Source organism: Pantoea sp. X-Soil-ISGK-259 (assembly GCF_059730705.1).
Genome location: NZ_AP035986.1, coordinates 1712773 through 1731414, shown reverse-complemented (window position 1 = coordinate 1731414; position 18642 = coordinate 1712773). Strand labels below are relative to the sequence as shown.

Sequence of the window (18642 nt, the reverse complement as noted above, 5' to 3'; positions counted from 1 at the left end):
TGGATATCCTGCCCTTACTTAAATTGTTTGAGGAAACGTAAATCATTTTCGAAGAAAGCACGCAGATCGGTCACGCCGTAGCGCAACATGGTCAGACGCTCCATGCCCATACCAAAGGCGAAGCCGGAATAGACTTCCGGATCGATGCCGACATTACGCAGCACGTTTGGATGTACCATGCCGCAACCCAGCACTTCGAGCCATTTACCGTTTTTACCCATCACGTCCACTTCTGCGGACGGCTCAGTAAACGGGAAGTAAGAAGGACGGAAACGGATCTGCAAATCTTCTTCGAAGAAGTTGTTAAGGAAATCGTGCAGCGTCCCTTTCAGATTGGTAAAGCTGATGTTTTTATCAACAATCAGCCCTTCCATCTGATGGAACATCGGCGTATGCGTCTGGTCGTAATCGTTACGGTAGACGCGGCCTGGTGCAATAATGCGGATTGGCGGCTGCTGAGCCTGCATAGTACGGATCTGTACGCCAGAGGTCTGGGTGCGCAGCAGGCGGGTAGCGTCGAACCAGAAGGTATCATGATCGGCACGCGCCGGATGATGGGCAGGAATATTCAGCGCATCGAAGTTATGATAATCATCTTCAATTTCTGGTCCGGTCACGACAGCAAAGCCTAACTCACCGAAGAAAGTCTCAATGCGATCCATGGTGCGGGTCACCGGATGCAGACCGCCATTCTCAATACGACGGCCCGGCAGAGAAACATCAATGGTCTCTTCCGCAAGACGGGCGTTCAGCACTGCGGATTCCAGCGCATCTTTGCGGGCATTGAGACGCTCGGTGACCTGCTGTTTCGCTTCGTTGATAACAGCGCCCGCTGCAGGACGCTCTTCGGCTGGCAGCTCGCGTAATGTGGTCATCTGCAGTGTCAGATGTCCTTTCTTACCCAGGTATTCGACGCGCACCGCGTCAAGGGCGGCGATATCCGTCGCCCCGTCGATGGCCGCCGTGGCGCTGGCCACCAGTTCTGCGAGTTGGGACATAATTTCCTCTTTTTCCAGTCAGGCTGGTCAGTTCTCGTTGGGACCTGCCGGTCCAATATGCTAGCGCCAGAAACAAAAAAGCCTCCACGAGGGAGGCTTTCAGCGCGATTTTTCGTTTCTTCTCTTATGCGCAAAAGCCCCCGAATGTCAGGCGCTAAAGTAAAAAAAGAAACGGAAAATAGCAGCATTCATGCTTGCGGTTACCTTGTGATGCTATACAGGGGTACTATTGAAATGCTCAGCGACTAAAATGTCAATCATTTGCGTAAGTTACAGGCAATAAAAAAGGGAGCAAGCTCCCTTTTCCATCTGACTTACGCCAGGGCTGATTTCGCTTTTTCGACCAGTGCAGAGAATGCCACTTTGTCGAATACAGCGATGTCGGCCAGGATCTTACGGTCAATCTCAATGGCTGCTTTCTTCAGACCATTGATGAAACGGCTGTATGACATGCCGTTCTGACGTGCCGCTGCGTTAATACGCGCGATCCACAGCTGACGGAACTGACGCTTACGCTGACGACGGTCACGGTAAGCATACTGACCAGCTTTGATAACAGCCTGGAAAGCAACACGGTAAACACGTGAACGTGCACCGTAATAGCCTTTAGCTTGTTTTAAGATTTTTTTGTGACGTGCGCGAGCAACTACACCACGTTTTACACGAGCCATTTAGCTCTCCTGTTTAATATTCTGAATTAAAGAAAAAAATTTACTTATGCGTACGGCAGGCAGGCAATAACCAGACCCAGATCGCCTTTAGACACCATGCCTTTCGGACGCAGGTGACGTTTACGCTTAGTAGATTTTTTAGTCAGAATATGACGCAGGTTTGCGTGTTTACGCTTGAAGCCGCCAGAAGCGGTCTTCTTGAAGCGCTTAGCCGCGCCACGTACAGTTTTAATCTTTGGCATTTTAAAAATATCCACTTCGCATTGTTAATAACATGACCCAGACAGGCGAACAGACAATCGCACAACGCAAGCGTTGCGCGATTACTGCTACTTGAAAGCCTACTGTTTCTTCTTAGGAGCGAGCACCATGATCATCTGGCGGCCTTCGATCTTCGAAGGGAAGGATTCGACAATGGCCAAATCCAGATCTTCACACAGGTCTTTACGGACGCGGTTAAGCACTTCCATACCGATCTGCTGGTGCGCCATCTCACGACCGCGGAAACGCAGCGTGATTTTGGCTTTATCGCCATCTTCCAGAAAGCGAATCAGGTTGCGTAGTTTGACCTGATAGTCGCCATCATCGGTTCCAGGACGGAATTTGATTTCCTTGACCTGAATAACTTTCTGCTTCTTCTTCTGTTCCTTAGAAGATTTGCTTTTTTCATAGAGGAACTTGCCGTAATCCATAATACGGCAGACCGGCGGTTCGGCATTCGGGCTGATTTCGACTAAGTCGCCGCCCGCTTCCTCAGCTTTTTCCAAAGCTTCGCGTAATGTGACAATGCCAATCGGCTCGCCATCCATGCCTGTTAAGCGCACTTCAGTTGCGCGAATTTCACTGTTAATCTTGTTCGGACGCGTAGGTAGTACTCGTTTTCCGCCTTTAATACTTTATTCCTCCAATTGTTGAAGATTTCGGCTGCGAACCTCTTGTTGCAATTTCGCAACAAACACATCGACATCCATCGACCCAAGGTCTTTACCACGGCGGGTGCGAACGGCAACTTTGCCAGCTTCCACCTCTTTATCACCGCAGACCAACATATAAGGGACGCGACGTAATGTGTGCTCGCGGATTTTAAAGCCTATCTTCTCATTTCTCAAGTCTGCTTTCACACGAATGCCAGCATTCTGCAGCTTACGCGTCAAAGACTCAACATATTCCGCTTGTCCATCGGTAATATTCATTACCACGACTTGCAGCGGTGCCAGCCAGGTTGGGAAGAAACCGGCAAATTCTTCGGTAAGAATACCGATGAAACGCTCCATTGATCCCAGAATCGCACGGTGAATCATCACTGGCGTCTGACGATCATTGTTTTCACCCACATACGTTGCTTCAAGGCGTTTTGGCAGGGAGAAGTCTAGCTGAACTGTGCCGCACTGCCAGGCGCGATCAAGGCAATCATACAACGTGAACTCAATTTTAGGACCGTAGAACGCACCTTCGCCAGGCTGGAACTCAAACTCAATATTGTTTTCGTTCAGCGCGGCAGCCAGGTCTTCCTCGGCACGATCCCACATTTCATCTGTACCGATGCGCTTCTCAGGACGGGTGGATAACTTCACCACGATCTTTTCAAAGCCGAAGGTGCTGTACATGTCATAAACCATGCGGATACAGCTGTTTACTTCGTCACGTACCTGCTCTTCAGTACAGAAGACGTGCGCGTCATCCTGGGTAAAGCCACGTACACGCATCAGACCGTGCAGCGCACCTGATGGTTCATTACGGTGACAGCTACCGAACTCCGCCATACGCAATGGCAGGTCACGGTAAGATTTCAGACCCTGATTGAAGATCTGAACATGCCCAGGACAGTTCATCGGTTTGATGCAATATTCACGGTTCTCAGACGAGGTCGTGAACATCGCTTCTTTGTAGTTTTCCCAGTGCCCGGTTTTTTCCCACAGGACGCGGTCCATCATGAAGGGACCTTTAACTTCCTGGTACTGGTACTCTTTTAATTTGCTGCGGACAAACACTTCCAGTTCGCGGAAGATGGTCCAGCCGTCATTATGCCAGAAGACCATGCCTGGTGCTTCTTCCTGCATATGGTAGAGATCCAGCTGCTTACCAATCTTACGATGGTCACGCTTCGCCGCCTCTTCCAGACGCTGCAGATAGGCTGCCAGCTGCTTTTTGTCTGCCCATGCGGTGCCATAAATACGCTGCAGCATTTTGTTGCTGCTGTCGCCGCGCCAGTAGGCACCGGAGATCTTCTGCAGTTTAAAATGATGGCAGAACCGCATGTTCGGCACGTGCGGACCGCGGCACATGTCGACATATTCTTCGTGATGATACAGGCCAGGTTTATCGTCATGGCTGATGTTTTCATCAAGTATGGTGGTCTTGTAAATTTCGCCGCGCGCCGCAAAGACGTCACGTGCTTCCTGCCAGCTGACCTTTTTCTTCACCACATCGTAGTTGGTTTCAGCCAACTGATGCATGCGTTTTTCCAGCAGGTCGATATCTTCCTGAGTCAGGGTACGATCGATGTCGACATCATAATAGAAGCCGTTATCAATGACCGGACCGATCGCCATTTTGGTATCCGGCCACAGCTGTTTAATCGCATGCCCTAACAGGTGCGCACAGGAGTGACGGATGATTTCCAGGCCCGCTTCATCTTTAGCGGTAATAATCGCAACAGCAGCATCTTCGGTAATGGGATCGACAGCATCAACCAGTTCACCGTTAACACGGCCAGCGATGCAGGCTTTTGCCAGACCCGGACCGATGTCCAGCGCAATATCCATCACACTGACGGGGCGGTCAAAGACACGCTGGCTGCCATCAGGAAGCGTAATTACAGGCATTTCATATCCTTATTTGCAGTGGTAAGCCACACGAAAGCCTACATGCAATGTAATGTAGAATGAGTGACCTGGCGTGATATCAGACCCACATTGTCGGAATGTCGCCAGGATTTTAGTGCGGGGCAGATAATAGCAGTTTTCCCCGTTGAGAAAAACCCATCCCCTTTTCCCTAAGCCATGGAGAGGACAAAAAAAAGCGGCCTGACACACTGTCAGGCCGCCGGATACACCCCAGGCAAAAATGCGCTTACATGGCGTAAGAGAGCATGATTGAGGTTTTGGTATCCGTACGATCCGGCGCAGATTCAGCCGGATGGTTGTTCCAGCTCACGTTGTAAGCCAGTTTCAGCGCGAAATGGCTGTTAATCGCTACCTGCAGACCGGTTTCGGAGTTCACCGTGGTGTCTTCTCCGAAGGTACTCAGCACGGAGACACCCTGAATGAATTTAGTGGTATCGGTCAGCTGCCACTGATAGCTGACTGCGCCATAGCCCAGCGCCTTGGTCTCATGGCCACCGGCGTGGTAATCATCATAACGTACGCCCGGACCGAATTCCGCACGCAGCGAGTGTACCGGGCCATTCAGAATCTGACGACCGTAACCGGCAGTCAGGACGTCGCGTGAATCGTAACCGTTGAAACGATCGCTTAACCAGCTCGCCTGTCCAAACAGGTAGTCATACGAGTTAAGGTTGTAACGTGAACGACCACCAATGTTGTAGGTCTCAGAAGAGCGCTCATCATTTGAAGAGGTATTAGCTGCGTTACCCCACAAGCTGTATGCCATAGATGACTGATACCAGGTCATATTGGTCTGGGCCGTTGTGGATGAGCTGGTCGTGTTACCGGTTTGCGCCAGGTATCCCGCAGCAGCAGAACCTTCAAATGGCTTTTTAGCGGTAGAAGGGTCATCCATTGATGTAAATACGGCGTTATCGGCCAGTGCCTGGTGACAAAAAGCTCCGGCGGAGAGCAAAAGAACAGCAGACAGCTTGTTATAGGCTTTCATTAAATGTGATCCGTGCGACTGTTTAAAAAACGGAGAGTCTGAAGCGTTTTGCCAGGCATTCAATGCAATTTACGGTAAGTTTTGTAAAAAATTATTAACTTACACAAAATGCCTGGAATTGCCCTGACAACCCCTGTTAATTGGGACTCATCTTATTAACGTCGCGCATTATAGTGCTGCACAAATGAAAAGCCAGACGTAACGGCAGAAGAATTTTTCATCATCCTCCTGGCTCCTTACACAGATTTACGCTGTGCGTCACGTCCGATACCCGGCATCTCCTTCATAATTCGCCTGATTTTTCGCCATGGTCTACGCTCAGTTCAGTTTCTTTTCCCCTGGAGGTACCGCATGAGCAGCAATGATTTAACCCGCTACATTGTGACCTTTCATTATCAGGAGTCGGGATTGAGTGACATCTTGGAACTGACCAGCGCAATGACCGCCGCCGGTTTTACCACCACGCTGACTGACAACGACGGTCACCCCCATGAGCTGGGAACGAACAGCTATGGCATTGTCAGTTCACTGGAGGCTGAAGATCTGCGACAACAGGTTACGGCGGCCGGTGAAAGCGCGTTGGGTCAGAAACCTGAAGTGACTGTCATGACCGTTGAAGAGTATCTGCGCAACACGGCGGATTCTCGCCCCGCCACCTCCGCGCCAGAATAAGAGGTGCAATCGTGCGCGTTTTGGTGAATATTTAGGCAATACAATCGTTCTTACGCAGCGAATAACGAGGATAGCCCAATGTGGTCAGCCATTAGTCGTCTGTTAAGCGAGCAGTTAGGCAACGCCGAAATCACTCAACGTCACGCCCTTGCGGGTGGTGATATCCATCCTGCCTGGCATATCCGCTACGGTGAACATGACGTCTTTGTTAAAAGTAACAGCCGCGATATGCTTTCGCTTTTTACCTGGGAAGCCGATCAGCTGGCCTTGCTGGCGCGCACCGGCACAGTTCGGGTGCCTAAAGTCTATGGTGTGGGTCATCACCGTGAGGAGAGCTTTCTGCTGCTGGAATATATCCGGCCACAGCCGCTGGATGAACAGAGCGCGTTTCAGTTGGGACAGCAACTGGCTCGCCTGCACCAGTGGAGCGAGCAGACCCAGTTCGGACTGGATTTCGACAATAATATTACCACCACGCCACAACCTAACAGCTGGCTGCGGCGCTGGTCGGTGTTTTTTGCCGAACAGCGCATTGGCTGGCAATTGCAGCTGGCGGCGGAAAAAGGCATTCAGTACGGCGATACGGAGTTGATTATCGCCTCCGTGCAGCGGGTGCTCGCGTCCCATCATCCGCAACCGTCGCTGCTGCATGGCGATCTCTGGCCCGCTAACTGCGCCAGCAGCGACCAGGGCCCCTGGCTGTTCGATCCCGCCTGCTACTGGGGTGACCGTGAATGTGATTTAGCGATGCTAAGCTGGTACCCCGACCTGCCCCGCCAGATTTACGACGGTTATCAGTCGGTGTGGCCGTTACCCGATGGGTTTTCACAGCGCCTGCCCGTTTATCAGCTTTACTATCTGCTGAACCGGGCTAACGTGTTTGGCGGGCACTGGCCTGGCGATGCACAGTTCGCTATTGGCGAGTTGCTGGATGAAGATGCACTCGGCAACAGTCAGGCCAGGCCGGCCTGACGAGGTTTACCGTCAGATAAAACCCAGCAGCGACAGTGCAAAATAACCGGCTATCGCAATCACCACTGGCAGCACATAAAGCGGGAAAATCTGCAGGAAGATGGTGTGGCGGGGGACGCGCACCTTCTCTTCCAGTTGCTGACGGGTGCGCCCTTCCGGGCCCTTTGCCTGTTCCAGAATCATCTGGTCCTCAATGCCCTCTTTAACGTGACGCGCCTGACGTCCCATCCGCGCGCCTGACGACTCCAGCGCCAGCCCGACAAAAATCAGAATGTAGATCAGCCAGAAGCCCAGGTTCATCTGACCGTTAAATTCGGGTACCGGCGAGTTATGCCAGAAAACGTTCAGGAACGGCGTATTGAAGCGCAGCATATCGACAATGACATGAACGAAATCAAGCATAACGGCATCAATGCCGGGCTGCTTTTCGCTGTGCTTAAACATAAAGCTCAGCACAGAAATAATGGTCGACATCAGCGCCACTAAAAAGAGCACCCAGCCCGCCACGCGCTTAAGGATGGCGATACGGCCAGCCTGTTGATAGGTCATGATATCTCCTGAACCTGGAATCCAATTTGCCGTCAGTCTACCTGCCAACGGTGAAATTTCCCAAATAAAGCGTGGTCGATCGGGCAGAGAGTGCGCCCGCAGAGAATGATGTTAAGGTAAAGCCGACTTTATAAGGAGAACTCTGATGCCGTATCACCGCCCTGTCCTCGCCGCCCTGTTTGATATGGATGGTTTACTGATCGATTCTGAGCCGCTGTGGGATCAGGCTGAGCTGGATATCTTTTCAACGCTGGATGTTGACCTGTCACGTCGCAGTGAAATGCCCGACACTCTGGGTCTGCGCATCGATCAGACTGTACGGATGTGGTACGAAACACTGCCCTGGCAGGGTCCTTCGCAGCAGGAGGTTACTGACCGTATTATTGCCCGTGCGATGACGCTGGTGGATCAGACGCGGCCCCTGCTGCCAGGCGTGGAAACGGCGCTGCAACTGTGCCGCGAACAGGGACTGAAAATCGGCCTTGCCTCAGCCTCACCGCTCAGGATGCTTGAGCAGGTGCTGGAGATGTTCAATCTGCGCCACTATTTCGATGTGCTCTCTTCCGCAGAAGCCCTGCCCTACAGTAAGCCTCATCCGCAGGTCTATCTCAACGCAGCCGACAGCCTGGCAATCGATCCGCTTAACTGTGTCACGCTGGAAGATTCCTTTAACGGCATGATCGCCACCAAAGCGGCGCGTATGCGGTCAATTGTGGTACCCGCCGCTGAACACCGTGACGACCCTCGCTGGGCGCTGGCGGATGTCCGGCTGGATGCTCTGACACAGCTCAGCCTGCAGCATCTGCAGGGATGAAGAACCGCCCGCCTGATGCGGGCTTTTTTTTGCCTGGCAATCTTCTCACTTGATCTCACTCGCAATAAAATAAAACAACGTTTCATTTTTATTGAATTCCAGTACCACTCTGCCTAAGATGCCCGAAGCGTCCCCATTCGGGGCATAAAAACCTGACCTGCAGAGAGGCCTGAGATGGACATTCGTCAAAGCATTCACAGCGATCACGCTAAACAACTCGACACCGATGCGTTGCGCCGTGAGTTCCTGATTGAAACGATTTTCACTGCCGATGACTACGCCCTGACTTACAGCCACATCGACCGCATCATCATTGGCGGCGTCATGCCGGTAAACGCGCCCGTGACGATGGGTGATGAAATGGGAAAACAGCTGGGCGTCAGCTATTTCCTCGAGCGCCGCGAGCTGGGCATGATCAATATTGGCGGACCGGGGCGTGTGGAAGTGGACGGTAAAGCGTGGGAAATCGGTCACGAAGAGGCGCTTTACATCGGCAAAGGTGCCCGCAACCTGCTGTTCCGCAGTCTGAATCCGTCTCAGCCCGCCAAATTCTATTTCAACAGTGCACCCGCACACAGCACCTTCCCGGACAGGAAAATCACGCTGCAGGAGGCGGCTACCGCCACGCTGGGCGATGCCGCGACCTCGAACCGCCGAACCATTCATAAATTCATCGTGCCGGATGTGCTGCCCACCTGTCAGCTCACCATGGGCTTGACCAAACTGGATGAAGGCAGCCTGTGGAACACCATGCCCTGCCACACCCACGAACGTCGCATGGAAGTCTATTTCTACTTCGATATGAGCGAAGAGAGCGCCGTCTTCCACATGATGGGGCAACCGCAGCAGACCCGTCATCTGCTGGTACATAACGAGCAGGCGGTGATCTCACCCAGTTGGTCAATTCACGCCGGTGTCGGTACCCAGCGTTACACCTTTATCTGGGGCATGGTGGGTGAGAATCAGGTCTTTGATGACATGGATCACGTCAAAATCAGTGAACTGCGCTAAGCAGAGGAGAAATACTATGGTACTGAATACGTTTAGCCTGGAAGGTAAAGTGGCAATGGTAACCGGCTGCAACACCGGTTTAGGTCAGGGCATGGCGCTGGGTCTGGCACAGGCGGGCTGCGATATTGTCGGCGTTAACCGTAACGGCCCGGATGACACCCAAAGCAAGGTGGAGGCGCTGGGTCGCCGCTTCTGGCCGGTGCAGGCCGATCTGTTGCAGACCAGCGTAGTAGCCTCTGTGGTTGAGCAGGCGCTGGCCGCTGCAGGTAAAATTGACATTCTGGTCAATAATGCCGGTATTATTCGCCGGGAAGACGCCCTGGACTTCAGCGAGCAGGACTGGGATGACGTGATGAATATCAATAGCAAGAGCCTGTTTTTCCTGTCTCAGCAGGTTGCCCGTCAATTTATCGCACAGGGACACGGCGGCAAGATTATCAATATCGCGTCCATGCTCTCCTTCCAGGGCGGAATTCGGGTGCCCTCTTATACCGCCTCGAAAAGTGCCGTGATGGGCCTGACCCGTCTCATGGCAAACGAGTGGGCAAAGCATGGCATTAACGTCAATGCCATCGCACCTGGCTACATGGCGACCAACAATACCGAGCAGTTGAGAAATGACGCGTCCCGCAGCGAAGAGATCCTGGGCCGGATACCGGCCGGACGCTGGGGCGTGCCTGATGACATGATGGGCCCGATAGTCTTCATGGCTTCTGCTGCGTCTGATTATGTCAACGGCTACACCCTGGCCGTCGATGGCGGCTGGCTGGCGCGTTAATTTCCCCAACGGGCAGTGTCCTGGCACTGTCCATTTTATTAATAAAATTCACGCTTCGTTACAGCGTCACATGTTCTCATTTACTGGATAAATCCCTATACTGGATGCATCGACAGTTTTCTTTGTAACCAGGTTCTATCATGACGGGCGAAGGCCACATCATTTTTGCCATTGCCAGCGCTATTTTTGCCAAGCGTGCTGAGCTGACACCCGTGCTGGCACAGGCCGACTGGTGGCATCTTGTTCCCTCAGCCCTGCTGACCTGTCTGCTGCCCGACATCGATCATCCTAAATCTCTGCTGGGACAGCGACTCAGCTGGCTCTCTCATCCTATTGCACGGGCGTTCGGCCATCGGGGATTTACCCACAGTCTGCTGGCGATTGCCGCCGGTTTATGGCTTTTTCAGATTAACCTGCCTCAGTCGTCACCGATTCCACCGGATGTGCTGCAGGGTCTGACGCTCGGCTACCTGAGCCATATAGTGGCCGATATGCTGACGCCCGCCGGGGTTCCGCTGCTGTGGCCCTGCCGCTGGCGCTTCCGCCTGCCGATTCTGCGCAGCCAGAAGGGCAATCAGCTGGAGCGGGCATTGTGTCTGGGACTGGTAGGCTATGCACTGTGGTTCCCGGTAGGGATGCCATCTTTTGGTGCAAACGGCTGGCCATCTCAGCTGTTCGATACGCTACAAAATGGCGTAGGGCGATTAATTTCCAGTCATACTGCGCAATAAAAACGCGCAAAACGCCATTTAGTTATAAAACATGCCATTTGGATATAAGGCACCCTCTGCACCTGCTGTTACCATTCCTGCTGTCTTAATTCGTGATTAACATTATGCGGCCTTCCCATGACGGAAGGCCGCATTACTCTGGAGTTTCAGCATGGACCTTCCTCTTACGCTTAATATCGTGGCCTTTGTGGTGCTGCTGGTATTGCTCTCCCGCTTCAGCCGTCATAACTGGAGCCTGTCGAAAAAAGTGCTGACCGGTCTGGTGATCGGCGTACTGTTCGGCCTGGTGTTGCAGTTGATCTACGGCGAAAACAGCGCAGTGGTTAAAGAGTCGATTAGCTGGTTTAACATCGTCGGTAATGGCTATGTCCAGTTGCTGCAGATGGTCGTCATGCCGCTGGTGTTCGTTTCCATTCTGAGTGCGGTCGCTCGTCTGCATAACGCCTCTTCGCTGGGAAAAATCAGCGTGCTGACCATCGGCGTTCTGCTGTTTACCACCGCCATCTCAGCACTGGTCGGCGTCTTCGTCACCGGCCTGTTTGGTCTGAGCGCAGAAGGTCTGGTACAGGGCGTGCAGGAGACCGCGCGTCTCAGTGCGATCCAGAGCAACTATGTCGGCAAAGTGGCTGACCTGACCGTGCCACAGCTGGTGCTCTCCTTTATCCCGAAAAACCCGTTTGCCGATCTGACGGGCGCCAGTCCGACCTCAATCATCAGCGTCGTGATCTTTGCCGCGTTCCTGGGTGTGGCTGCACTGCAGTTGCTTAAAGATGATGAAGTGAAAGGTCAGCGCGTGCTGGTGGCGATCGATACGCTGCAGTCGTGGGTGATGAAGCTGGTGCGTTTAGTGATGAAGCTGACGCCGTATGGTGTGCTGGCGCTGATGACTAAAGTGGTTGCCGGTTCAAACCTGCAGGACATCATCAAACTGGGCAGCTTTGTGGTCGCCTCATACCTCGGTCTGGCCATCATGTTTGGTGTCCACGCCCTGCTGCTGTCGGTTAATGGTATCAACCCAATGCGCTTCTTCCGTAAAGTGTGGCCGGTTATCACCTTCGCCTTCACCAGCCGTTCCAGCGCAGCCAGCATTCCGCTGAGCGTTGAAACCCAGACCCGTCGTCTTGGCGTGCCGGAGTCGATTGCCAGCTTCGCGGCATCCTTTGGTGCCACAATCGGCCAGAATGGCTGTGCCGGTCTTTATCCGACCATGCTGGCCGTGATGGTTGCGCCAACCGTCGGGATTAACCCGTTTGATCCACTGTGGATTGCCACGCTGGTTGGGATAGTCACGCTGAGCTCAGCCGGTGTGGCCGGCGTCGGTGGAGGTGCAACGTTTGCTGCACTGATTGTCCTGCCTGCGATGGGCCTGCCGGTGACCCTGGTGGCGCTGCTGATCTCCATTGAGCCGCTGATTGATATGGGCCGTACAGCGCTGAACGTCAACGGTTCAATGACCGCAGGTTCCCTGACCAGCCGCTGGTTAGGCATGACCGATAAACGCGTACTGGAAAGTGACGACAACGCCGAGCTGGCGCACCGTTAATCTGCCTTAAACCTGGCGCGCCCGCGCCAGGTTTTTTCCGTCTCTCTTCTCCATAATCTCTCCCATTGATGGCGACGCCGTTAAGAAAGCGTTAAGCATGGTAAACAGGCGAAAAATCCGCGCTTTAGTGCTTGTCTTTGCCCGGTAAAAGGCGAATTCTTCATCCAGTCTTATGAGGAGAACACCTGATGAAAAAGATAATCGCCTCGCTTCTGACGCTAACGCTTCTGACACCCGCTCTGGCTTTCGCCCATCCTGGCGACTGGGGCCCGGGATGGGGTCGACATGGCGGACCGGATCCACACTGGGTCGGTCCCGGACATCACTGGGGCGGACCTGGACCGATTCGCTTTCTGCCTGAAGCCGCAACGGCGGTGCTGATCGGCGGACTGACCTACTACCTGCTCAATGGCAGTTACTATCAGCGCCACGGCGATGAATATGTGGTGGTAGAGCCGCCAGCAGAGTCGCGGGTCAGCAGTGAGATGCGGGTACTCGACTTTAACGGCAAACGCTTCTATGTGCAGGCAGGTCATTTCTACCAGCGGCAGATAGACGGTGATTATGTTGAGGTGCCGCGCCCGGCAGGATTGTAGTCAGCGCCACAACGAAAAACGGCCCGTCAAATGACGGGCCGTTAACTATTCAGAGAGACGAAAACTTACTGCTGAACCTGCGGGTCGGTATCATATTCCGCACAGCTCTGGAAGCCGTAGTTCATCACACGGCCCGTGTCGTTGTAGCTCACGAAATAAGTCTGTGCTTTACCATCGCGCTGACCCAGAACATAAGTCTGGCAGGTGCCGCGCGCGTGGACCATGGTGATTTCAGTAGAAGGTGCACCCGCGATCTGACGAACCTGATCACGTGTCATACCCTTTTTAACATCCTTTACCACTGGCTTAGTCACGTAGCTTTCCGCGCGATCGTAAGTCGTACAACCAGACAGTGCAGCCAGTGTCAGCGCCGCAGCGATACATCCCATCACTTTATTCATCTTGTTGTTCCTCATTTATTGTCCATGTGGAAACAAGCCTGGAACATAAATGCTGATTTATCAAGTTTATGAGGAACAATTAGTGGTGCATCAAATGTCAGGATTTCGTAAAGAAGGCTGTTTTGTTGTCAATGCAGCCGTATACTTTCCGCCAAAACAGGTTCCGGATAGCCCCGCCGATTCAGACACCCTCTGCCTCATGGGTATCCGCGCAGAGCGGTGAGATTGTCGCCTTTCGGACGCTGTTCGCTTGTCATGCCCGCTTCTGTTCACCCATCGCTGACTATCCCGAGGAACAATGACCCCTGCTCACTCTGACCGCCTGGTTTATGCGATTACACTGGGCCTGCTGGCCGCACTGGGCCCGCTCTGTATCGACCTTTATCTGCCAGCCCTGCCACAAATGGCGCAGGATCTGCACACCGAAACTGCGACCGCGCAGTTGAGTCTGACCGCCGGTCTGTTGGGCCTGGGCTTTGGGCAGTTGCTGTTTGGCCCGATGAGTGACAAATTCGGCCGCCTGCGTCCGCTAACCCTGTCACTGATACTGCTGTTTATCGCCTCAATCGGCTGTGCGCTGGCGCAGGACATCCACCAACTGCTGGTGGCGCGTCTGTTTGAAGGATTAGCGGGGGCGGGCGGCGCGGTGCTGTCACGGGCGATTGCACGCGATATGTACAGTGGTCATGAGCTGACGCGCTTCTTCGCGCTACTGATGCTGGTTAACGGTCTGGCTCCAGTCGGCGCGCCGGTACTGGGTGGTGTGCTGATGACGATAGTCGACTGGCGCGGCATCTTCATGGTACTGGGCGGCATTGCCATTCTGCTGATCCTGCTGGCGCGCTGGAAGCTGCATGAAACCCTGCCTGAAGCCCGCCGCAACCAGGGCTCTATTTTCTCCGCCTACGCGGCACTCGGTCAGGTGGTCACTCATCGACCCTTTATGGGCTTCTGTCTGACCCAGGGCTTTATGATGTCCGGCATGTTCGCCTATATCGGTGCCTCGCCGTTTGTGCTGCAACAGCTCTATGGCCTGTCGCCCCAGGCCTTTAGCTTCTGCTTTGCGGCCAACGGGTTTGGCCTGATCATTGCTTCGCAGACCAGCGCTCGCCTCTGTCCGTTGTGGGGCGAATATCGGGTGCTGAAAGGCGGTCTGACACTGGCTTTTGTCGCCTCTAGCCTGCTGCTGCTGGCCGCGCTACTACACGCACCGTTAGCGCTGCTGCTGCTGGCGCTGTTCTTTACCATCGCCAGCAACGGCGTGATCGCTACCACTGCCTCGTCACTGGCGATGCAGAGTCAGGGCCACCGTGCTGGCAGCGCCTCTGCAGTCATTGGCGTCACCATGTTCACGCTGGGTGCGATTACCGTGCCGCTCACCGGCATTGGCGGCACGTCGGTACTGAGCATGTGCGCCACCATTTTTGGCTGCTTTATGATGGCGATTCTGATGTTTAACGTGCTGGCGAAAAAACCGCTGTCGTAATTAAAAACTCACTGATTTCGCAACGTTTAGCCGCAATCAGTTGCCGCTTAAGCTTGTTGTTTTCGCTTCGGCACGTTAGCTTTACTAAAACGTTCGCATCGAGCCGACTGGCCACTGACCTGAGGAGAAGTTCATGTCACTGCAGCAGGAAATTATTGAAGCACTGGGTGTCAAGCCCGTTATCGACGCCGACCAGGAAGTGCGTGTCAGCGTCGATTTTCTTAAAGCCTATCTGAAACGTCACAGCGGACTGAAAACGCTGGTGCTGGGGATTAGCGGCGGTCAGGATTCAACCCTTGCGGGCAAGCTGGCGCAAACGGCGATCAGCGAGCTGCGTCAGGAGAGCGGCGATAACGACTACACCTTTATTGCGGTGCGTCTGCCGTATGGCGTGCAGGCGGATGAGCAGGATTGTCAGGACGCGCTGGCCTTTATTCAGCCCGACCGTTCGCTGGCGGTGAACATCAAAGAGTCCGTGCTGGCCAGTGAGCGCGCGTTGAAAGATGCCGGTATCACGTTGTCTGATTTCGTGCGCGGCAATGAAAAAGCGCGCGAGCGAATGAAGGCGCAATACAGCATCGCCGGCATGACCAAAGGGGTGGTGGTCGGCACCGACCATGCCGCTGAAGCGGTCACCGGGTTCTTCACCAAATATGGCGATGGCGGTACTGACATCAATCCCCTTTTCCGCCTGAATAAGCGTCAGGGCAAACAGCTGCTGAAGCATCTTGGCTGCCCGGAACATCTTTATCTGAAGAAACCGACTGCCGATCTGGAAGATGATCGTCCAGGCCTGCAGGATGAAGTGGCGCTGGGTGTCACCTACGAGATGATTGATGACTATCTGGAAGGCAAAAGCATCGATCCTGACAACGCCCGTATTATCGAAGGCTGGTATCTGAAAACTGAGCACAAACGTCGTCCGCCGATCACTGTGTTCGACGACTTCTGGAAGTAATCCTGCGCCTCCTTTGCTCCGGCAAAGGAGGCTTCACTCATTTAATTTGTTGAACGCTGCATGCCTCCCACCGTCTCGCGCGCTACCCTCATCGGGCTTATCGCCATTTTGCTCTGGAGCACCACCGTGGGTCTGCTGCGCAGCGTCAGTGAAGCCTTCGGTGCCACTGGCGGCGCGGCGCTGATCTACACCACCACGGCGATCCTGCTTTGCCTGACCCGCGGTTTGCCCAGACCTGGCGCACTGCCCGCGCTCTACCTGTGGCTGGGCGGTGCCCTCTTTGTCGGTTACGAGATCTGCCTGGCGCTGGCTATCGGGCTGGCCAGCGATCGCACCCAGTCGCTGGAGCTGGGAATGATCAATTATCTCTGGCCCTGCCTGACCATCGTGCTGGCGATTCCGTTTAATCAGCAGCGCTTCCGTGTCTGGCTCTGGCTAGGGCTGCTGCTGTCGCTGCTGGGGATCGTCTGGGTGATGAAAGGCAGTGGCAGCAGTTCGCCCGCGCTACTGTGGCAGAATATACTGCGCAACCCTGTCGCCTATGCACTCGCCTTTATCGCCGCCCTGACATGGGCGGTCTACAACAACCTTACCCGCCGTTTTGCCCGCGGCTCGAACGGCGTCACGCTGTTTTTTATACTGACCGCACTGGCGCTGTGGCTGAAATATGCCTTCAGCGATCGTCCTGTGCCGTTAACGTTCGATCTGATACCGATAATGGAGGTGCTGTTTGTCGGCCTCTCCACTGCTATCGCCTATTCCGCCTGGAATCAGGGATTCAGCAGGGCAATCTGACGCTGCTGGCCACCGCGTCCTACTTCACGCCAGTGCTGTCGGCTCTGCTGGGATCGCTGTGGCTGGGTCTGACGCCGCCGCTGGCTTTCTGGCAGGGCGTTGCGATGATTACACTGGGCTCGCTGATTTGCTGGCTGGCGACACGGCGTCTTTAACAGACAGCTGGCGATCATTTCACCTGCCTGTTATGCTGTATGGACAACCAGTAAATGGAGTCCATTTTGGTCAGACGTGCTGCCATTCTTCGCCCCGAACCCGACGCGAATACAATTTATCAATATCCCGAACACCTGCGTGAATGGCTGGAAGGCCTGCCGAATCATCCTGGCGTCTACACCTTTCATGGCGAAAGTGAGTCACTGCCGCTTTATATCGGTAAAAGTGTCAATCTGCGTTCGCGAGTGATGTCCCATTTCCGCACGCCGGACGAGGCGAAAATGCTGCGCCAGTCACGGCGCGTAAGCTGGATCCCCACAGCAGGCGATCTCGGTGCGCTGCTGCTGGAAGCGCAGATGATCAAAACCCAGCAGCCGCTGTTCAATAAGCGACTGCGCAAAAATCGCCAGCTCTGTTCGCTGCAGATTACCGACGGCAAACCGAATGTGGTTTACGCAAAAGATCTCGATTTCAGTCAGTCACCCAACCTGTTTGGACTTTATCGCAGCCGCTTTGCGGCGCTGGAACGGCTCAAGCAACTGGCGGATGAGTATCAGCTCTGTCATGGGCTGCTGGGTCTGGAAGCGCTGAGTGCGGGACGCGGCTGCTTCCGCTCGGCTCTGCGTCGTTGCGCCGGAGCCTGTTGCGGTAAAGAGCCGGTCAGCGACCATCAGGATCGGCTGCTGGAGGCACTGGAAAATGTGCGGGTTTTCTGCTGGCCGTGGCAGGGTGCCGTAGGTCTGGTGGAGGAAGGCAAAGAGATGACGCAGATCCATGTTATCGATCACTGGTTCTATCTCGGTTCGGTGAGCAGCATGGATGAGGCCAGAAAACTCCAGCGGCCCAAAGGCGGTTTTGATCACGACGGCTATAAAATCCTCTGCCGCCCGATTCTGTCGGGTGTCTACCCTATTCTTCCGCTATAAAAAAACCGCCGACGCTGCCCACTCACGTTCAGTGGACAGCGTCGGCGGTCTCAGACCGTTCGCTTAACGAATATTATTCAGCCGGTTCTGCTGGGGGCGCCATTTTGCCGTCGTGCGGGGCTTTCTCAGTCAGACGCTTTTCAAAGTTCGCGTTGTACTGTTTCTTCTGCTCCGGCGTCAGCACGTTATAGAGCTTGTTCTGGGTTTCCAGCATCTTCAGCGCATGCTCTTTCGCGTTGGCGGACATCTTCTCTGCCTGCGCTTCGGCTTTGCTCTGGTCAAAGCTGTCAGACGCAATAATGCTGTGAGCCGCGCGACGCTCGTCCAGTGACGGACGTTTCATCTCTTTGTGGCTCTCTTTCATGATGTCGCGCATCTGGGTTTTCTGCGCGTCGGTCAGGTTCAGACCTTTAAACATCATCTCCATGCCGTGGCGCATTGGCGGTTTGTGCATCGCCTTTTCGCTGCCCGCTGGCGGTGGAGTCAGGTTATCTGCTGCTGCATGGACGGCGCTGGCTGCACCAAACGCCAGCGAAGAAGCCAGTAAAAGGGAAGTCAGTTTGCGCATAATAGTGTCCTTATAATTCATGATAATGACGACAGCACTCTGTCGCGTCTTCGGAAACAAGCATACGACGCTGAACGTCAACTACTCAGAGCCTGAGTAAAGCCGTGAAAGCATAAAAGATAAAAAACGGGCAATCATGAAGAGAATAAGAAGAAAGGCGTGAGGAATTGAAAAAGTTTATGA

Annotated in this window: 22 protein-coding genes, 1 pseudogene and 1 other annotated feature; of the genes and pseudogenes, 13 read left to right on the top strand and 10 right to left on the bottom strand. The window is 54.0% G+C overall.

Annotation, left to right across the window (positions count from 1 at the left end; all coding sequences use genetic code 11):
• Positions 1-14: 14 nt before the first annotated feature.
• The 7 genes from pheS to AC6I77_RS08015 form a co-directional block, all read right to left on the bottom strand.
• Complete coding sequence (gene pheS, locus AC6I77_RS08045) at positions 15-998, bottom strand: phenylalanine--tRNA ligase subunit alpha (protein WP_003853264.1); 984 nt, start codon at positions 996-998, stop codon at positions 15-17.
• A gap of 71 nt (positions 999-1069) precedes the next feature.
• Positions 1070-1195, bottom strand: a sequence feature (Phe leader region).
• Positions 1146-1190 carry a pheST operon leader peptide PheM gene (gene pheM / locus AC6I77_RS08040; RefSeq protein WP_106120997.1) on the bottom strand — a complete coding sequence of 15 codons (45 nt, stop codon included), beginning with the start codon at positions 1188-1190 and terminating at the stop codon, positions 1146-1148. It overlaps the preceding feature by 45 nt.
• A gap of 117 nt (positions 1196-1312) precedes the next feature.
• The gene (rplT, locus tag AC6I77_RS08035; protein WP_003853267.1) at positions 1313-1669 is read right to left on the bottom strand and encodes a 50S ribosomal protein L20; all 357 of its coding nucleotides are present in this window, start codon (positions 1667-1669) and stop codon (positions 1313-1315) included.
• A 44-nt stretch (positions 1670-1713) separates the two neighbouring features.
• Positions 1714-1911 carry a 50S ribosomal protein L35 gene (gene rpmI, locus AC6I77_RS08030; protein WP_004157374.1) on the bottom strand — a complete coding sequence of 66 codons (198 nt, stop codon included), beginning with the start codon at positions 1909-1911 and terminating at the stop codon, positions 1714-1716.
• 99 nt (positions 1912-2010) lie between these two features.
• Positions 2011-2562: a translation initiation factor IF-3 gene (gene infC, locus AC6I77_RS08025; protein ID WP_033732471.1), complete on the bottom strand. Its 552-nt coding sequence runs from the start codon at positions 2560-2562 to the stop codon at positions 2011-2013.
• 3 nt (positions 2563-2565) lie between these two features.
• On the bottom strand, positions 2566-4494 hold the full coding sequence (thrS, locus tag AC6I77_RS08020) for a threonine--tRNA ligase (RefSeq protein ID WP_078804353.1): 1929 nt from the start codon (positions 4492-4494) through the stop codon (positions 2566-2568).
• Positions 4495-4741: 247 nt separating this feature from the next.
• Positions 4742-5503, bottom strand: a complete 762-nt coding sequence (locus AC6I77_RS08015) for a DUF481 domain-containing protein (protein WP_003848331.1) — start codon at positions 5501-5503, stop codon at positions 4742-4744.
• A 351-nt stretch (positions 5504-5854) separates the two neighbouring features.
• Between AC6I77_RS08015 and ghoS the strand changes: the two genes are divergently transcribed.
• Complete coding sequence (gene ghoS / locus AC6I77_RS08010; protein WP_003848334.1) at positions 5855-6175, top strand: type V toxin-antitoxin system endoribonuclease antitoxin GhoS; 321 nt, start codon at positions 5855-5857, stop codon at positions 6173-6175.
• A gap of 78 nt (positions 6176-6253) precedes the next feature.
• Positions 6254-7147: a fructosamine kinase family protein gene (locus AC6I77_RS08005; RefSeq protein ID WP_008926180.1), complete on the top strand. Its 894-nt coding sequence runs from the start codon at positions 6254-6256 to the stop codon at positions 7145-7147.
• 12 nt (positions 7148-7159) lie between these two features.
• Here AC6I77_RS08005 and AC6I77_RS08000 read toward each other — a convergent pair whose 3' ends face one another.
• Complete coding sequence (locus AC6I77_RS08000; protein ID WP_003848337.1) at positions 7160-7696, bottom strand: YniB family protein; 537 nt, start codon at positions 7694-7696, stop codon at positions 7160-7162.
• Positions 7697-7841: 145 nt separating this feature from the next.
• Here AC6I77_RS08000 and hxpB point away from each other — a divergent pair, with 145 nt between their 5' ends.
• From hxpB to AC6I77_RS07970, 6 genes are all read left to right on the top strand, one after another.
• Positions 7842-8510, top strand: a complete 669-nt coding sequence (hxpB, locus tag AC6I77_RS07995) for a hexitol phosphatase HxpB (protein WP_003848339.1) — start codon at positions 7842-7844, stop codon at positions 8508-8510.
• Between the two features lie 174 nt (positions 8511-8684).
• Positions 8685-9521 (top strand): 5-dehydro-4-deoxy-D-glucuronate isomerase, encoded by an 837-nt coding sequence (gene kduI, locus AC6I77_RS07990; protein WP_008926179.1) that lies wholly within the window; start codon positions 8685-8687, stop codon positions 9519-9521.
• Positions 9522-9537: 16 nt separating this feature from the next.
• Complete coding sequence (gene kduD, locus AC6I77_RS07985) at positions 9538-10299, top strand: 2-dehydro-3-deoxy-D-gluconate 5-dehydrogenase KduD (protein WP_003848343.1); 762 nt, start codon at positions 9538-9540, stop codon at positions 10297-10299.
• A gap of 140 nt (positions 10300-10439) precedes the next feature.
• On the top strand, positions 10440-11030 hold the full coding sequence (locus tag AC6I77_RS07980) for a metal-dependent hydrolase (RefSeq protein WP_003848345.1): 591 nt from the start codon (positions 10440-10442) through the stop codon (positions 11028-11030).
• A gap of 151 nt (positions 11031-11181) precedes the next feature.
• Positions 11182-12573 carry an L-cystine transporter gene (locus AC6I77_RS07975; protein ID WP_003848346.1) on the top strand — a complete coding sequence of 464 codons (1392 nt, stop codon included), beginning with the start codon at positions 11182-11184 and terminating at the stop codon, positions 12571-12573.
• Between the two features lie 188 nt (positions 12574-12761).
• Positions 12762-13169: a DUF6515 family protein gene (locus tag AC6I77_RS07970; RefSeq protein ID WP_039660377.1), complete on the top strand. Its 408-nt coding sequence runs from the start codon at positions 12762-12764 to the stop codon at positions 13167-13169.
• A 65-nt stretch (positions 13170-13234) separates the two neighbouring features.
• On the opposite strand, the gene osmE is transcribed toward AC6I77_RS07970, so the two are convergent.
• Entirely contained in the window at positions 13235-13570 is a 336-nt protein-coding gene (gene osmE, locus AC6I77_RS07965; RefSeq protein ID WP_003848350.1) for an osmotically-inducible lipoprotein OsmE, read from the bottom strand.
• A 49-nt stretch (positions 13571-13619) separates the two neighbouring features.
• On the opposite strand from osmE, the gene AC6I77_RS07960 reads away from it, so the two are divergent.
• The 5 genes and pseudogenes from AC6I77_RS07960 (at position 13620) to cho (ending at position 17891) form a co-directional block, all read left to right on the top strand.
• Positions 13620-13793 (top strand): hypothetical protein, encoded by a 174-nt coding sequence (locus AC6I77_RS07960; protein ID WP_181162206.1) that lies wholly within the window; start codon positions 13620-13622, stop codon positions 13791-13793.
• A 75-nt stretch (positions 13794-13868) separates the two neighbouring features.
• Positions 13869-15056, top strand: a complete 1188-nt coding sequence (locus tag AC6I77_RS07955; protein ID WP_003848351.1) for a multidrug effflux MFS transporter — start codon at positions 13869-13871, stop codon at positions 15054-15056.
• Between the two features lie 133 nt (positions 15057-15189).
• A complete protein-coding gene (nadE, locus tag AC6I77_RS07950) occupies positions 15190-16014 on the top strand; it encodes an NAD(+) synthase (RefSeq protein WP_008926176.1) in 825 nt (274 codons plus the stop codon).
• Between the two features lie 60 nt (positions 16015-16074).
• Positions 16075-16964 (top strand): annotated as a pseudogene (gene yddG / locus AC6I77_RS07945) (aromatic amino acid DMT transporter YddG).
• A 66-nt stretch (positions 16965-17030) separates the two neighbouring features.
• Positions 17031-17891: an excinuclease Cho gene (gene cho / locus AC6I77_RS07940; protein ID WP_039660501.1), complete on the top strand. Its 861-nt coding sequence runs from the start codon at positions 17031-17033 to the stop codon at positions 17889-17891.
• Between the two features lie 73 nt (positions 17892-17964).
• On the opposite strand, the gene spy is transcribed toward cho, so the two are convergent.
• Positions 17965-18459 (bottom strand): ATP-independent periplasmic protein-refolding chaperone Spy, encoded by a 495-nt coding sequence (spy, locus tag AC6I77_RS07935; protein ID WP_003848356.1) that lies wholly within the window; start codon positions 18457-18459, stop codon positions 17965-17967.
• Between the last annotated feature and the right edge of the window lie 183 nt (positions 18460-18642).

What these genes read in the sequence shown, in the direction of transcription:
- pheS (WP_003853264.1), bottom strand. Translation starts at nt 998, where the DNA reads ATGTCCCAACTCGCAGAACTGGTGGCCAGCGCCACGGCGGCCATCGAC.
- rplT (WP_003853267.1), bottom strand. Translation starts at nt 1,669, where the DNA reads ATGGCTCGTGTAAAACGTGGTGTAGTTGCTCGCGCACGTCACAAAAAA.
- rpmI (WP_004157374.1), bottom strand. Translation starts at nt 1,911, where the DNA reads ATGCCAAAGATTAAAACTGTACGTGGCGCGGCTAAGCGCTTCAAGAAG.
- thrS (WP_078804353.1), bottom strand. Translation starts at nt 4,494, where the DNA reads ATGCCTGTAATTACGCTTCCTGATGGCAGCCAGCGTGTCTTTGACCGC.
- AC6I77_RS08015 (WP_003848331.1), bottom strand. Translation starts at nt 5,503, where the DNA reads ATGAAAGCCTATAACAAGCTGTCTGCTGTTCTTTTGCTCTCCGCCGGA.
- ghoS (WP_003848334.1), top strand. Translation starts at nt 5,855, where the DNA reads ATGAGCAGCAATGATTTAACCCGCTACATTGTGACCTTTCATTATCAG.
- AC6I77_RS08005 (WP_008926180.1), top strand. Translation starts at nt 6,254, where the DNA reads ATGTGGTCAGCCATTAGTCGTCTGTTAAGCGAGCAGTTAGGCAACGCC.
- AC6I77_RS08000 (WP_003848337.1), bottom strand. Translation starts at nt 7,696, where the DNA reads ATGACCTATCAACAGGCTGGCCGTATCGCCATCCTTAAGCGCGTGGCG.
- hxpB (WP_003848339.1), top strand. Translation starts at nt 7,842, where the DNA reads ATGCCGTATCACCGCCCTGTCCTCGCCGCCCTGTTTGATATGGATGGT.
- kduI (WP_008926179.1), top strand. Translation starts at nt 8,685, where the DNA reads ATGGACATTCGTCAAAGCATTCACAGCGATCACGCTAAACAACTCGAC.
- kduD (WP_003848343.1), top strand. Translation starts at nt 9,538, where the DNA reads ATGGTACTGAATACGTTTAGCCTGGAAGGTAAAGTGGCAATGGTAACC.
- AC6I77_RS07980 (WP_003848345.1), top strand. Translation starts at nt 10,440, where the DNA reads ATGACGGGCGAAGGCCACATCATTTTTGCCATTGCCAGCGCTATTTTT.
- AC6I77_RS07975 (WP_003848346.1), top strand. Translation starts at nt 11,182, where the DNA reads ATGGACCTTCCTCTTACGCTTAATATCGTGGCCTTTGTGGTGCTGCTG.
- AC6I77_RS07970 (WP_039660377.1), top strand. Translation starts at nt 12,762, where the DNA reads ATGAAAAAGATAATCGCCTCGCTTCTGACGCTAACGCTTCTGACACCC.
- osmE (WP_003848350.1), bottom strand. Translation starts at nt 13,570, where the DNA reads ATGAATAAAGTGATGGGATGTATCGCTGCGGCGCTGACACTGGCTGCA.
- AC6I77_RS07960 (WP_181162206.1), top strand. Translation starts at nt 13,620, where the DNA reads ATGCTGATTTATCAAGTTTATGAGGAACAATTAGTGGTGCATCAAATG.
- AC6I77_RS07955 (WP_003848351.1), top strand. Translation starts at nt 13,869, where the DNA reads ATGACCCCTGCTCACTCTGACCGCCTGGTTTATGCGATTACACTGGGC.
- nadE (WP_008926176.1), top strand. Translation starts at nt 15,190, where the DNA reads ATGTCACTGCAGCAGGAAATTATTGAAGCACTGGGTGTCAAGCCCGTT.
- spy (WP_003848356.1), bottom strand. Translation starts at nt 18,459, where the DNA reads ATGCGCAAACTGACTTCCCTTTTACTGGCTTCTTCGCTGGCGTTTGGT.